The sequence below is a fragment of the Chryseobacterium gregarium DSM 19109 genome (assembly GCF_000430845.1).
GTDB classification, from domain to species: domain Bacteria; phylum Bacteroidota; class Bacteroidia; order Flavobacteriales; family Weeksellaceae; genus Chryseobacterium; species Chryseobacterium gregarium.
Genome location: NZ_AUMU01000017.1, coordinates 100,077 through 115,139, shown reverse-complemented (window position 1 = coordinate 115,139; position 15,063 = coordinate 100,077). Strand labels below are relative to the sequence as shown.

The window sequence follows — 15,063 nt, the reverse complement described above, 5'->3', positions numbered from 1 at the left end:
AACTTACAAGCAAATATTCCTGATAAATCAAATCTTATCAATCACTAACTTCTCGATACGATTTTTTCAAATCTCCCCTAAGTATAAGGGTATCATCAAGTAATACAAAAAAATCCCTCTCAAAACTGAAAGGGATTCATTTATTTCTAAAACTTGTAATTACATATACGCTTCAATCGGCTCACAGGTACAAACCAGGTTCCGGTCTCCGTAGGCTTCGTCAACCCTTGCAACGGTAGCAAAGAACTTATGGTCTCTCACCCAATCCAAAGGATAGGCGGCCTTTTCTCTGCTGTAGGGTTTATCCCAGGAATCTGAGATCACCAGCTGTTCGGTGTGAGGCGCATTTTTCAATACGTTGTTGGCCTGATCGGCATCACCGTTGGCAATCTCATCAATTTCATGCTTGATCGAAATTAATGCTTCTGCAAAACGGTCGATTTCAGATTTGCTTTCAGATTCTGTCGGCTCAATCATCAAGGTACCGGCAACCGGGAAAGAAACCGTCGGTGCGTGGAACCCGTAGTCCATCAGTCTCTTGGCAACATCAGCCACTTCAATACCTAAAGATTTGAACTGTCTGAAGTCTACGATACACTCATGCGCTACCCTGCCTTCCGTATTGGAATATAAGATAGGGAAATGTTCCGCTAAAATTTCTTTTAAATAATTGGCATTCAGGATGGCGTGTTCAGTTGCTTTCTTCAAACCTGAAGTTCCCAACATTTTGATATAAGCGTAAGAAATATTCAGGATCAGTCCGGAACCGTAAGGCGCTGCAGAAATACCTTCAATCGCTTCTTTAGCTCCGATTCTGATGTTCGCATTGGATGGTAAGAAAGGAACCAGGTGTTTCGCTACACAGATCGGGCCTACTCCAGGGCCTCCGCCTCCGTGAGGAATGGCGAAAGTTTTGTGAAGGTTCAGGTGACAAACGTCTGCCCCGATATTCCCAGGGCTTGTGTACCCTACCTGAGCGTTCATGTTCGCACCGTCCATATATACCTGTCCGCCGTGCTGGTGGACCAGGCTGGTAATTTCTTTGATATTGGCATCGAAGAATCCGTACGTTGACGGATACGTAATCATTACCGCAGACAGGTTCTCGGAATGCTGTTCTGCTTTAGCTTTGAAATCTTCGAAATCAATCTCTCCGCTTTCAAGATTCTTAACAACAACAATTTTCATTCCTGCCATGGCTGCAGAAGCCGGGTTGGTCCCGTGTGCCGACTGAGGGATCAATACCACATTTCTGTGGCCTTCCCCTCTTGAGATATGATATTCCCTGATTACCATCAGTCCTGCATATTCTCCCTGGGCTCCGGAATTCGGCTGAAGAGAAGTCCCGGCAAAACCGGTAATCTCTGCTAAATCTTTCTCCAGTTCACGGATCATTTCCTGATAGCCTCCTGCCTGGTCTACCGGTACAAACGGGTGGATAGCTCCCCAGTTATCCCATGAAAGCGGCAGCATCTGGGTAGCGGCATTAAGCTTCATGGTACAAGAACCCAAAGAAATCATTGAATGGGTCAGTGACAGATCTTTTCTTTCCAGACGTTTGATGTAACGCATCAGTTCTGTCTCTGTATGGTATTTATTGAATACTTCTTCCGTTAAAATCTCATCTTTTCTAAGATTTTCTTCAGGAATGCTGTATCCTTCTTTTATTTCTAATTTGAAGGTCTGCTTATCTTTAAACTGCGCGAAAGAAGCCATCAGAACATTTAATTTGTCTAATGTGGTGCTTTCGTTGATGGCGATGCTCACTACGCCTTCTGTGAAATAGTTTAAATTCAGCTTATGATCCAGCATCATCCTCATCAGTCTTCCTTTTTCATCCTCACTGACCATAATTTTTACGGTATCGAAGATGGGCTCTTCAACGGTCTGGTAGCCTAATGCTTTCAGTCCGTTTTTCAGGGCATTTGCCTTGAAGTGAATCTGGTCTGCAATATAGTTCAGTCCTTTCGGGCCGTGATAAACAGCGTACATTCCGGCCATGACGGCTAAAAGAACCTGAGCGGTACAGATATTGGATGTTGCTCTTTCTCTCTTGATGTGCTGCTCTCTGGTCTGCAAAGCCATTCTCAGGGCACGTTTCCCGTACATATCCTGGGAAACCCCGATAATCCTTCCCGGAATATCCCTTTTGTATTCTTCTTTACATGAGAAAAATGCAGCGTGAGGACCTCCGTATCCCAACGGAATACCGAATCTCTGCGTTGTTCCGACGGCACAGTCGGCACCCATGGATGCAGGCGACTTTAATTTCACCAAGGCCATCGGATCACAGGCTACTACCACCTGAAGATCTGATTTTTTATATTCGGTAATGTCCTCCGTGTAATCTAAAACAATTCCGTTTTTTCCCGGATACTGCAACAGAACCCCGTAATAAGAGCCATCCAGTTCATGGGTCTTGTGATCGCCTTCCACGATTTCAATTTCCAGTCCTTCCGCTTTTGTTTTCAAAACGGAAACCGTCTGAGGCAATACCAGATCTGAAACGAAGAATTTATTTGCCCCCGCTTTCTTCTGGTCTTTCGTTCTGTTGTTGAAGAACATGTGCATTGCTTCTGCCGCTGCCGTAGATTCATCGAGCAGCGAGGCATTCGCCAGTCCGAAACCGGTAAGGTCACATACCACAGTCTGGAAATTAAGAAGCGCTTCCAGTCTTCCCTGTGCAATTTCCGCCTGATAAGGCGTATAAGCCGTATACCAGCTCGGGTTTTCAAAGATATTCCTCTGAATCGCCGATGGCAGCAAAGTATTGTGATAACCAAACCCGATGTAGCTTGTATAATCGGTGTTTTTCGATGCCAGTTCCTTGGAGTGGATCAGCATTTCGTATTCCGAGAGCGGTTCTGAGATTTCAAGATCCTTTTCTAAACGGATAGAAGAAGGAATGGTCTGAGAAATAAGCTCTTCGATGCTTGAAACGCCTACTTTCTCCAGCATCGCCTGTTTATCGGCTTCGTTCAGGGAAATGTGACGGCTTACAAACTGTTCTGTATTCATTTTTTATATTAGATTTTGTTGTAAAAAAGATGCGTAAAATTACGGTTTTTTGGAAAATTGTACAAGTAAATTAAAAACGCAGCGATTTCAGTAAAAGTATTCTGCATAATTCAATAGTAACAGGTATTTATTAGCATTATGTATGATAAAGCAGCTGATATTTACTTTTATTGAAAAATAATTATTGACCCGGCTTTTAATAGATTTATAAAAATCAGACCTTAACCGTGATCTTTTGCGATGAAATTATAAAACCTGATTCTTACTAAAATATAAATGATAAACGTTTAACAGTCAGATGAAATAATTTTATGTTAATTTGTTATCTGTATTTATTCTAAATTAATATATTTGCAACATGAATATGATCGTCCCTTTTAAAGTTCCGCCTTTGGCCCCTGCGTTTACCATCAATACTGAAGAATTGTATTGCGGCGAAAAGAAATCCTGCTGCAAGAAATTCAAAAAAGGAAAAAGATGCAAAAAATGCCCCGGGAATAAGAAGATTTCTTAATCAGCTGAAGTTTGTTATCAGAAAATATATCGCAATCGCCAGGATCAGTATGCCCCATATCAGCATAACGATTTTAGGCATGCCTCTCCGGTTTACCATTGTTCTTGGCTGTGGCCTGAATAATTCTTCCACACTATCTTTAAACTGATCGGCATCATTATCAAAAACTTCGGTAATCGTTATGCCCTGAACGGCCGTCTTGTGCAGCAATGAATTGGTTGCATGAAGCAGGACCTGGAATTTCCCGTCCTTGAATTCCGTAATTTTAAAAACCCGCTCACCATATTGTTTTTCCAGTCCGAACGGTAACACTTTTACCACATCCGCATTCTGGGTCTGCCAGGTAATGATGATCTCCTCCCCTTTTTTGGCATGTACTTTATTCGCCGAAAACGTTTTTATGGAAGGCGAAACCGTATACCTGAAACTTTTTTGGTGGCTTTCGAGATTCTGGTCGTAAGAATATCTCCTCCCTTTATCGCTCAGCGTTTCGTAGGCTTCCTGAATTTCCCGGAACCGGTCAGCAAAAAAATCGTCATTTTCATTTTTATCAGGATGGTATTTCAGGGAAAGTTTACGATAGGCCTTTTTGATGTCTTCTTCTGAAGCATCCTGAGAAATCCCGAGAAAATAGTAGTAATCTTTCATTGAACCTTACAAAAATAAGGATTTTATTTTTTTCATGCATCAATACAGAAGATTTTGTCATGATGAAATAAGGGAGAATGAAGGGGTTATTGGGGTTTCACATCAGGAATTAAAAAAGTTCGGGTCGGGAAGCGAAGCTTCCTGACCCGAACAAACAATTTCAATTTAATTACTTTTTATTATGCTTCGGCAGTACGCTGCTTTCTGCTTTGCCTGTGGCCGCATTTTGAAGCGAACTCACTCCTGAACTTTCCTTTCAGCTCCTGGTACTGCTCTTCGTCCATTTCCCGGATTTTATCTGCCAGCCCGAAAGGGGATTTTCCCCTGATTCCGTACTCTTCAAAAATACCTTTTACAAATCTTTTTCTCTGTATTGCTTTTTTAGCGATCAACGCGGCGCCGGCAACGGCCAGTGCTCCCAGAGCACCCTTTAATACTGAATTTTTCATTTTTCAAAATTTTAAATTTTACTACTTCTTTTTTATAAAGACGAATACATTGTTGTTTTACTTTACTACTTCTTAAAATTTCAATTATTCGTTGTTTCTTTTATTTTTGCTGAAAAAACCGTTTTCGCACCTGTTTTTCCAGACTTCCTTGAATTTTTCTTTTTCCTCTTCAGACATGCCTTCCATTTTATGCCTCAGGTGTTTTTCCTTCATATCGCGCATGCCCCGGTCGAATTTTCCGTGAAAGCCTCCGAAAAGGATTTTACTCAATACCAGGATCCCCATGGCCTGCCAGTAATTAATGGTTTTTACACCGATAATCTCAGGGAGAATGCAGTTCCAGAGCCACATCACAATCAGGGCGACGGCAAGGAAAATCAACGGCGGACATAGAATTAAAAGTGCCCAGCTTTTTTTATATTTATTGTTCATGATATTTTTTCTAATTATTTAAATCCTCGTATAATTGTCTCAGCCTGTTTCTCAAATGTTTCACGGCATAATTTTTCCGGCTGATGATCGTTTTGATATTCTCACCCTGCTCGTCGGCAATTTCCTGGAGGGTTTTGTCATTCAGCTCATTTTCCACATACGCCAGCCGCTGTTTCTCCGGAAGTTCATCCAGCGCCTCAAACAGCTTTTTCCAGATTTCATCCTGGAACATTTTTATTTCCGGGCCTGCACTGTCATCCAGAAGCAGAATATCTTTTATTGAAAAAGTCCCGTCTTCATCTTCGTACACGAAATCTTCAAGATTCTCGGTTTTCTTTTTCCGGTATTTGTCCGTGATCTTATTGGCCGTTACCCGGTACAGCCAGCCTCCGACATTAACGATCTCGGACAGATTGGTAATACTGCTGAACTGGTACCACACTTCCTGCAAGATATCTTCCGCATCTTCCGTATTCCTTACCTTAGGGCGGATATACGACATCAGCTTTCCGCCGTACTTTGAAACGGTCTGTGAGATGATATTTTCCTTCTCTTTCTGTGGCATTGCTATTTTTTCGACAACCTCCATATGGCTATGACGGCTGGTATTTTTGTTTTACTTTAATAAATTTAAAATATTTTTCGGGAAGTAAGGAATTTCTTTTGTTTATCGTGGGTTGACAAAAAATATTTACTTTGAAAATGTAGTGATTATACCATTTTAGTTCTTGGAGTTTCCTGATTAAATCAATAGACCACCCCGTCAAAAATTCTTTGAATTTTTGCCACCCCTCCATCGGAGGGGAATTTAAATACAGTCGGTGAATCAGTTTAAGTTGAATACTTTTTAGCAATTAGCTGAATTAAAAAACGGAAAGCAAAAACTTTCCGTCAATTATGATGTTGATCAATCAATAGATTAGCTCAGGTATAGGCCGAAATACCAGGTCCATACGATCAGGATCACCTGCATCGGGATTCTTTCTTTATAGAGATAGTCCATCCCGGGGCCGGTATCATCTGCTTTGAAAATATTGATCTTCTTCTTTGATGATTGGATGTTGGCTACAAAAACCAGCACGTAGAAGATAATCAGCAAGACAGCGGTCAGTTGACGGATGGAAGGAATCATCAGCCCGATCCCGGCTGCGATTTCAATAATCCCGGTAAAATAGACCCAAAACAATTTACCCGGAATAAAATCAGGGATCATCATGGCCATCCCTTTCTGAAATTTAAAATGGGAAAAACCGGTGAATATGATAAAAACAGCCATTCCCAGGTTTCCGGAAAACAAAAAATTCCAGTCGCCCTGAAATATTTTGGTTCCCAACAAAGCCAGAACGAATGTGACAAAAAGAATTGTTAACAGTTTCATAGTATTTTATTTCGCAGAGTAAACAGATTTTTGAAGCCCTTCCGTTAGGGTTTTAAAATTAGATAAAAATCTGTAATTTCCGCTGAATTTGTGAGGAATAAACTATTCAGTTCCTTTTAATTTAATTTCCTTCAGCAAGATTTTTAATTTTTTCCACGCCTTGTATAAACCCGGCGTCCATATCATCATGCCAGTCTTTTTCAACCTGGACTTCTATATGGAGCTTGGTCTGCCCGTCAAAATCAATCAGGATATATTTTTCGAAGAAGCCGCTCCATTCCATCACTTCTTTGCTCCGGGTATCTTCATTTCCGTCTTTATCCACCGTTCCAAGATGCTTGAAAATGATCTGGTCAGGTTCTTCAAGGCTGTCGATGGTGGAAACCATCCCCGCGCCTTCAGCATTCACAAAATAGGTTTTTCCGCCGACCTGCCAGTCTGATTTCATTACCGATCCCTGACCGAAAAACTGGGTCCACCGGGCATAGGTTTCAGGGTTCCAGAGCACATCCCAGACTTTCTGCTTCGGAGCATTGATTACTTTTTCATAAGATAAGGTTTCCATATTTATATTTTTAATTGGTTTAAGCTTCACTATCCTTTAATTACAGCTGATTCTCCGAAAGGTTTTTGATGATCATTAAAGCGTTGGGAAATTTTTCTTCGAAGAAAGTTTTAAATTCCTGACCGGCCTGGATCTCCACCGTCAATCCGGTCCCCTCTTCATTTTCTTCAAGAATATAGGCTTCCGTAGATTCACCCCAGTCCCGGGCCGCTTCGATCCCGTCAAAAATCTCTCCCAGATGCAGCAGCTTCATTAATTTATGCGGGATATTTTTTTCCACCCGGCTGTACATTCCGTTGTTATGGGAATCGAAGAATTTCATCGTGCTTCCTTCCTCCCATGTCCCCTGATAAAAGGACCCTTCTGTAAAGGCAGTCGTCCATTGCCGGTAAGAAATATCATCCCACAGCACGCTCCATACTTTTGCAGGTTCTGCATTGATCTCTATTTCAAAATGTAATTTTTCCATTGTCCTGTTCTGTTAGGTAAAGTAAAGTTAATATAAAGTCTGCTTATTGCATAAACAGACTTGGAATAGTTTAAGTTTTAAAATGAATTTAGCCGCCTACGAAATCACCTCCGTTAACATGGATCACTTCGCCTGTAATGAAGCTAGCGTCTTCCGAAGCGAGAAAAACATAGGCCGGGGCCACTTCAGAAGGCTGGCCCGCACGTTTCAGCGCCGTGTCTTTCCCGAAAGTGGAAAGGTCATCAAACGTTTCTTTGACCAAGGGTGTCCAGATCGGGCCGGGGGCAACACCGTTCACCAGAATCTTCCTTTCTGCAAGATTGGTGGAAAGGGAACGCATAAATGCCAATATGGCACCTTTGGTGGCCGCATAATCAATAAGGTGATCACTTCCGCGGTAGGCGGTTACCGAAGTGGTACAGATAATCCTGCCGCCTTCATTAATGACCGGCAATAAATTTCGTGTAAGGGAAATCATCGAAATAATGTTGGTATTGAAGGTTTCCTGGATCTGTTCATCCGAAATCTCTTCCAGTGTATCTTTTGAAGTATGGATACCGGCATTATTCACAAGAATATCCAGCTTTCCCCATTCTTTTTTAATTCGCTCAGTACAGCCGGTCCTGAATGTTTTGTCACCAAGATCTCCTTTGATGATGATGCAGGTACGGCCTTCCTTTTCTACCAGTTTTTTGGTTTCTCCGGCATCATCATCGCTTTCTTTATAAATGATCGCAACATCGGCTCCTTCCCGGGCAAAATGAACGGCAACTGCCTGTCCGATTCCGCTGTCTCCGCCGGTAATCAATGCTTTTTTACCGGTCAGTTTTCCGCTCCCATGATAATTTTCACGGATGATTTCAGGTAACAGCCCTTCATTCGGGACTTCTGATTTTGAGTCTGACTTGTTCTGTGTCTTCATAGGCAAATCTTTTTTCTACACTATATCAAACAGTACGCCGAAACAGGGCATCGGCAGAATACGAAACGGGGATTGATCCCTGAAACTTCAGCCTAAATCAGGTATTTTTTCAGGCCTTCCATAATTCCCTGCCACAGGGTATTGAAAAAGCTTTTATTAGGATCTCTTTCTATAGCTACTTCCACATGGCTGGGCTCGCCCTTGGAGTCGTTCTTAACAAAGATATTCGCGATAGCACTCAGCAGCTTCCTTTCCTTGCCCGTATTCTTGTTCATGAAATTAACATTCATATCGCTGTACTTAAAGTAAAAATTACCTCCGATATTTTTACTGTTCCCTTTGTAGTCAAATTTCAGGTAATGAATTTTCCCGTCCAGGCTTACATTCAGGTAAGGCCTTACGAAGAGATTGGCATTCTCCACAGAAAGATCATTGATCATCCCGTTGATGGCATAATCATCATTTTGATTGGCCACATCAAACTGCCACTGTACTTTGGTATCGGCATCCCCGAAAAGCTTAAAATGAGAATCCACTTTTACCATTGTGGGCCGGCCTTTCATCTTCGCACTGTTGACATTATAGATGGAAGCATTAAAATTTTCGAAAGTAATTTTCCCGGGAATCTGGGCTTTTTCAGCAACTTCCTCATAGGCAAGGCGTGAATTTTTAATATCGATCTGTTTGATAAACAAAGGGAACTTCACATCCCGGAGCTTTTTGCTGAACATGTACCGCACTCCGATATCATCAGGAGGTGCCAGATCATGGAAAATGTTACAGTTCACCCCGTCAAAAACGATACGGTCAAGATCAATGGCCGTATTGTTTCCGAAAATGGAATTCCGGTCTGTGATGTTAATCGACTTTACTTTTATGGTATAGAGGTCTTCCTCCACCGCAATCATCCGGTTAAACTTCTCTCTGGAATATTTCGGAAGAAAACCAAAATCCGTAACCTGTGTCAATTTACCGGTATTTTTTATCGCATCCACTTTCAACCGGTAATATTTACCGGCATCCACATCAATCTTATTGGCTGTGACCAATTGTTTTTTGACATGAAATGGAATGGATTCTTTCAGTATATTTTTATCCGTTGTGACCGAGTTCAGCTTAATATTGAAGTTTCCGACCTTTATTTTATCAGCACCTCTTGATTTCTGTGAGAATGTTCCGTTGATGATATTCACAACTCCCAGATTCGCAAGGAGATCCGGAGCAGCGGCTTTCTTTGTACCGGAGGCTTTCTTTTTATGATCCGCGGCCATCATTTCAATATCCGGCCGGTAAACATTAACGGCAGCAAACTTCAGCTGGAACTGCTGGCCGGCAAACCGCGATGTGTTTTTAAGAAGTTCGATTTTCTTTGTTTTGATGTTGAATACATCTTTCGTGCTGCTTTTTCCAAGCGCCCTGAACTGAACGTCATCCAAAAAAATATCATCATTGTCTGAAGAAATTTTCCCGATACTTACCGCCTGCAGGGGATCGGTCATAAAATAAATATTCTCCAGTTCGATATTATGCCCGGAGAAGGCAAACGGAACCTTTTGCTTTACTGTATTTTTATCAAAGACGATGTCGTTTAAATTCAGGCGGAAATTATCAACCGATGCGGTTTTTACTTTATTTTTCTGCTGTACCAACACAGAACCCTGGCGGATATCGAAATTTTTAATTCCTATTTTTAAATTGACTTCCTTCGGGTTTTCTTTTACCGTTTTTTTATCGGTGGAGGTAACAATCAGCTGCGGCTTTGTGAACCGGGTATTTTCTATAATTAAAGAATCCTGGTCGATGATAAAGTTTTCCGCCAGGAGCTGGCTGACTTTCAGGTCAAAAACATTTTTAGCATTATAAAGTCCGGGGCTTTCAATAGGCTTCAGGTGAAATCCGCTGATGCTAAGCTGTTTATTTTTTGCATTGATCTGTTTGGCAAAGATCTGGTAAAAGTCATTTACGGTAACCACTACCTCATGGGCGTCGATTTTAAAATCTTTGAAAGAAACGGGCAGTTTTGAAGCATCTTTACTTTGGCGGATCTCCGTAAGATTGATGTTTACGTTTCTCCCGTTAAAAATATCTTTTTGTCCGGCGTCTTTTACCGAAATATTTCCGTTGGTAACAAGAATATTCCCGGCTTCGAAATCGGTTTTCTTCTGTGCGGGATTTTTCTTCTTTTTCGCCCTGCCTAAGGCAACCTGAATATCAGGATCAATCAGCTGTATGTTTTTTACATGATAGGATTTACTGAAAATAGCTTTCCAGATGCCGAAATCTTCTATCTGCAGGCTTTTCACGCTTCCTTCAATCCTGGTAACAGCTAAATCATTGGTGGCTTTGGTGTGGACAACCACTGAATGTGCAGAAATATTCCCCTGGTAAAGATCAAGATCAAAATCTTTTAAGACAATCCGATACGGGGTCTTTTCATTGATCAGTTCCGGAAGCTTGTGCTTAAGATAAATATTCAGTAAGAACGGGAAAACAAGCACTAAAATAATCAGGATTCCTAAAATAATCAGTATTGTCTTTTTCCATTTTCCGGGCTTTTGTTTAATTTTCGTTTTCATGTAGGCATCAGCTGATTATTTAAAAAAAGGAAACCAGCATTACCTTACATTATTCTCAAATCCTATTCCAATTCCACAATAAAAATGATATTAACCCTTAATTTAATTGTTTTCTGCTTATTTGCGAAAATTATCCTGAATTTCATATCCTACGTGTGCTGTTTCTTTGCAGAATTCCATTTATGTTTTCAATGTAAAATGACAGCAGGCACAAATCTTAAACTCCGAACTTCATGCTTTATTACCATCTCAAGCGATCTACGAGGAATAAGCAGTTTCCAGCTCTTTAATATTGATTTTCTGCATCCTCATCATGGCCTGGACTACTCTATGGGCTTTTTCCTGATCAGAATCATTCATCAGCTGGATCAGCCTTTTCGGGACGATCTGCCAGCTGAGCCCGTACCGGTCCTTCAGCCATCCGCACATGCTTTCCCTTCCTCCGCCGGCCGTCAGTGCATCCCAGTACCGGTCGGTCTGCTGCTGGTCATCGGTCATTACGACCATTGAAATCCCTTCATTGAAATCAAACGCATGATCATAAGAATTATCCATACAGAAGAAACGGTAACCGTCAATTTCAAAATGGGCAAACTGAATGTTTTCCGCAGGTTCGCTAGCCGGATGGCCTTCACTTCCGTCCCCATATTTTAAAATACTTCCGATATCAGAATTCGGAAATGTTTCGGTGTACAATTTCATGGCTTCTGCTGCTTTTCCGTTATTTTCATGGATAAACATCAGAGTCGGAATAATTTTCTGCTCCGTTTGTTTTTCCCCTAAGAAGATCTGCCATGTCACATCGTACCGGTCTTTGACCCAGCCGTATTTTCTGCTCCATGAATAAGAATCCAAAGGCATTAAAACCATTCCGCCTTCCGTGAGCCGGTCCCAATACTTCAGGACCTCATCTTCCGTTTCACAAATGACCATGAATGAAACCGAAGCATTTTTCTTAAACTGCGGGCCGCCATTAAGCAGCATTAATTTCTGACCGAAAAGATCAATATTCATTACCACGGGCGTATTTGCCGTGATCTTTCCTTCAAATATTTCGCAGTAGAACGCTGCGGCCTCCTGTGCTTCTTCATCGCACCACAGGCATGGGAATATATCGTTGTTCATTTCGTTTAAATTAGGTTGAGTGATTTCTGTTTTTTACCGTAACATTATACCGCTGTTATGAAAATCCTGGCAATCCGTGTTCATTCAGAACAACTGGTCTTTAAAAGAAACCCGCTGCTCATTCATGTACCGCTTCAGTTTGTTCATGGTATTTCTTCCGAAGCCGTGGAGCTTCATGATTTCATCTTCAGAATATCCCGACAGCTTTTCGAGGGAATCTATTTTTTCTTTTTCCAGTGCCCGCCTGGCAGGCACGGCAATGATCCCTTTCAGGAAATTGCTTTGTACTGTGTGGCTTACGGCATAAACGGAGGTAAGACACTTTGCCATTATAATTAAATTGATCATGGCTTAAAAATCTTGGACGGATTAATGGTTTTCAACGTATTTGTGAAAATTATTCAGAATCGCATACCATCCGTCCCGCTGCATCTCTGCCGAATTCTGTTTTTCGGGATCGAATCTCTCCGTAACCTTGGTTGTATTTTCATCAACGGCTTCAAAAATCACTTCCACTTTCCGGCCGTCCTGAAGATGATATTTTATATTTTCATACGGAATCACCTCATCATAGGTTCCTTCAAGATCAAACCCGAAGCTTCCGTCTTTTGCTTCCATCCTGGTCTTAAATGTCCCGCCGGCTTTCAGATCATTCTCAGCACTGGGGCAATGCCAGGTTTCATGGGCAAAATTCCATTGGGTAATGTGTTCGGGTGCATTAAAGCAGTCCCAGACTTTCTTCACGGGTGATAAAATGGTGATATCAATAGTAATCGGTTCCATATCAGTGTATTTTAGGGTGTAAAAGGGCAACCGCAAGCCGGTTACCCTCAATATAATTCAGTCTAAAGATAAGCTATTTTGTATATTCCTCATTATAATTGATCATCCAAAAGATACCATACCGGTCCTGAAAGCTTCCGAAATAGTCTCCCCAGAACTGGTCTTCAATCGGCATTTCAATGTCTCCTCCTTCAGACAGTGCCTTAAAAAGCCGGTCGGCCTCACCCCGTGATTCCGGGAAAATAGAAACATAATGGGTATTTCCGACGGTCAGCTTTTGTCCGAAACCGGGAACCACATCAGATCCCATCAGCAGGTCATTCCCTACCGGAAGCGCAATATGCATTACCCTGTTTTTCTCTTCATCGGAAAGGTTTTCGGTGCCCGGGGCATTGCTCATTTTGTATACTTCGCCCAGAAATTCGCCGCCGAAAACGGATCTGTAAAAACGGAAAGCCTCTTCTGCTTTCCCATCGAAATTTAAGTACGGATTTAATTTCACCATGATTATTTATTTTAAAAAGTTTATGGTTGTGACGGCATCTTGGAAAGGTCTGTAAAGGTTACGTTCCAGCCATGCCCGTTGATATCCCAGAAAGAATTATGGTACATCCATCCGTAATCCTGCGGCTCTTCGTGCTGGGTTGCGCCATTGGCGACAGCGGCGTTTACAACCTGATCAACTTCCTCGCGGCTGCTTAAACCAATCGCAATCAGAACCTGGGTAGTATCACCTTTCGGAACAGGCCTCTCAGAAAAGGTCTGGAAATATTCTTCGGTGATGAACATGACGAAAGAACTGTCATTTAAAACGATACAGACTGCTCTTTCATCTGAAATCTGATCGTTCACGGAAAAACCGATTTTCGTCCAGAATTCTTTTGTTTTCTGAATATCCTTTACCGGAAGGTTGACATAAATTTGGTTGATTTTCATTCTGTAATTTTTAGTATTGAATTCTAATCCTGAACGTTTATTAAAACTTTATTTTGAGTTCTGTTCCCGCAGCCTATCGTGCCCACGCAGATTTTTTACCTGCACTTAACTCTGCCGAAGCTAAAAAATCAACGGGAAATTATTTTTGAAATAAGTTTTAGACACGCTCTGAAATTTTTAACCAAATTACCCGGTTAAAATGAAAATCAACTTGCCATAAGACAAGATTTAATTTTTCTTGGGATGAGAGACCAGTTCTTTCCGGATCCGGCTTAATGAAGTGTCGGTAACCCCCAGGTAAGATGCGATCTGTTTCAGCGGGGCGAACCGTATGACCTGAGGCTTTTGCTCTAAAATACCGAGGTACCGTTTGGTTGCAGACAGCGTAAATATTTCTACAGAGCGCTGTTTGTATATAAAAAGCTGCTGGGACATCCATGACCTGCCCCATTCCCTCAGGTTGGGAATTTTATGGAATAATTCCTGGAACGTTTCAAAAGGCATTTTCCGGCATTCACAGTCGGTAATGCAGACTATATTTTCCTGTGACGGAATTCTCTGGAACAGGGAAGATACTTCGATGACAATTTCATTCTCCGTGAAAAAATGGGTAGTGACTTCATTCCCGTTAAAATCATTGACAAATGATCGGACCAGGCCCTTTTCCAGGATATAATATTCATTAGCCGTTTTTCCTTCTTTAAGAATGCAGTCGCCCTTCCGGAAATGCACGGTTTCATGAGCCCGGAAGATCTCTTCAAGTTCTTCGGACATAAAAAACGGGAAGTCGTAGCAGATTTCCAGGGCTTTGCTTGTCATTCAATCAATGGTTTAGGCTCTAAAATTAAAATTTTTATCGTAATTGAATATGAAATATTGAAAAATAATAACATTATTTCATCTTAATGCAAATAAATCAAAACTTTAATCCCTGAAATTCCGCTTAACAGCCTGTGGTAAATTCACCTAATAAAATTTCAAAATGATAAAAATTAAAACTTTTCGCAAAAATTATTATTCAGGTTAAGTAATCAACATCATCCGAAATTGGGAGGCCAATGCCTTTGTTTGTTCCATTAATCCCTATCTCTTTGAATCACTTATAGATTAGAATGTGAAATAAAAAGCAAAAAATTCGGAATAATCATTAACCAATTAACCTGAGCAATTCTTACTACCTTAATGTCAAATACCTATGAATATCAACGTAATTTATAATTTTATTAATCCGCATCTTCATTTAACTCA

At 41.2% G+C, this 15,063-nt stretch carries 16 protein-coding genes; all 16 read right to left on the bottom strand.

From position 1 onward, the window contains the following. Positions 1-159: 159 nt before the first annotated feature. The 16 genes from gcvP to H561_RS0117620 all read right to left on the bottom strand — a co-directional run bounded on the left by gcvP (position 160) and on the right by H561_RS0117620 (position 14,634). Positions 160-3,018: an aminomethyl-transferring glycine dehydrogenase gene (gene gcvP, locus H561_RS0117710; protein ID WP_027388224.1), complete on the bottom strand. Its 2,859-nt coding sequence runs from the start codon at positions 3,016-3,018 to the stop codon at positions 160-162. 514 nt (positions 3,019-3,532) lie between these two features. Further along, complete coding sequence (locus H561_RS0117700) at positions 3,533-4,180, bottom strand: J domain-containing protein (protein ID WP_027388223.1); 648 nt, start codon at positions 4,178-4,180, stop codon at positions 3,533-3,535. 179 nt (positions 4,181-4,359) lie between these two features. After that, complete coding sequence (locus H561_RS22750) at positions 4,360-4,629, bottom strand: hypothetical protein (protein WP_051349436.1); 270 nt, start codon at positions 4,627-4,629, stop codon at positions 4,360-4,362. An 84-nt stretch (positions 4,630-4,713) separates the two neighbouring features. Continuing rightward, a complete protein-coding gene (locus H561_RS0117690) occupies positions 4,714-5,061 on the bottom strand; it encodes a hypothetical protein (RefSeq protein WP_027388222.1) in 348 nt (115 codons plus the stop codon). A 10-nt stretch (positions 5,062-5,071) separates the two neighbouring features. Next, positions 5,072-5,626 carry an RNA polymerase sigma factor gene (locus tag H561_RS0117685; RefSeq protein WP_228372298.1) on the bottom strand — a complete coding sequence of 185 codons (555 nt, stop codon included), beginning with the start codon at positions 5,624-5,626 and terminating at the stop codon, positions 5,072-5,074. A 354-nt stretch (positions 5,627-5,980) separates the two neighbouring features. Further along, positions 5,981-6,439, bottom strand: a complete 459-nt coding sequence (locus H561_RS0117675) for a DoxX family protein (protein WP_027388219.1) — start codon at positions 6,437-6,439, stop codon at positions 5,981-5,983. A 121-nt stretch (positions 6,440-6,560) separates the two neighbouring features. Continuing rightward, on the bottom strand, positions 6,561-7,004 hold the full coding sequence (locus tag H561_RS0117670) for an SRPBCC family protein (protein WP_027388218.1): 444 nt from the start codon (positions 7,002-7,004) through the stop codon (positions 6,561-6,563). A gap of 40 nt (positions 7,005-7,044) precedes the next feature. Continuing rightward, a complete protein-coding gene (locus tag H561_RS0117665; protein WP_027388217.1) occupies positions 7,045-7,473 on the bottom strand; it encodes an SRPBCC family protein in 429 nt (142 codons plus the stop codon). Positions 7,474-7,561: 88 nt separating this feature from the next. Then, positions 7,562-8,395 carry an SDR family oxidoreductase gene (locus H561_RS0117660; RefSeq protein ID WP_027388216.1) on the bottom strand — a complete coding sequence of 278 codons (834 nt, stop codon included), beginning with the start codon at positions 8,393-8,395 and terminating at the stop codon, positions 7,562-7,564. Positions 8,396-8,487: 92 nt separating this feature from the next. Continuing rightward, positions 8,488-10,971, bottom strand: a complete 2,484-nt coding sequence (locus H561_RS23420) for a DUF748 domain-containing protein (protein ID WP_027388215.1) — start codon at positions 10,969-10,971, stop codon at positions 8,488-8,490. A gap of 258 nt (positions 10,972-11,229) precedes the next feature. Continuing rightward, a complete protein-coding gene (locus H561_RS0117645) occupies positions 11,230-12,096 on the bottom strand; it encodes a VOC family protein (protein ID WP_027388214.1) in 867 nt (288 codons plus the stop codon). Positions 12,097-12,180: 84 nt separating this feature from the next. Next, a complete protein-coding gene (locus H561_RS0117640; RefSeq protein ID WP_228372297.1) occupies positions 12,181-12,426 on the bottom strand; it encodes a helix-hairpin-helix domain-containing protein in 246 nt (81 codons plus the stop codon). 39 nt (positions 12,427-12,465) lie between these two features. Beyond that, a complete protein-coding gene (locus H561_RS0117635) occupies positions 12,466-12,879 on the bottom strand; it encodes an SRPBCC family protein (RefSeq protein WP_027388212.1) in 414 nt (137 codons plus the stop codon). A 73-nt stretch (positions 12,880-12,952) separates the two neighbouring features. After that, positions 12,953-13,384 (bottom strand): VOC family protein, encoded by a 432-nt coding sequence (locus tag H561_RS0117630; protein ID WP_027388211.1) that lies wholly within the window; start codon positions 13,382-13,384, stop codon positions 12,953-12,955. Positions 13,385-13,404: 20 nt separating this feature from the next. Beyond that, on the bottom strand, positions 13,405-13,815 hold the full coding sequence (locus H561_RS0117625; protein WP_027388210.1) for a VOC family protein: 411 nt from the start codon (positions 13,813-13,815) through the stop codon (positions 13,405-13,407). A 228-nt stretch (positions 13,816-14,043) separates the two neighbouring features. Further along, entirely contained in the window at positions 14,044-14,634 is a 591-nt protein-coding gene (locus tag H561_RS0117620) for a Crp/Fnr family transcriptional regulator (protein ID WP_051349435.1), read from the bottom strand. Between the last annotated feature and the right edge of the window lie 429 nt (positions 14,635-15,063).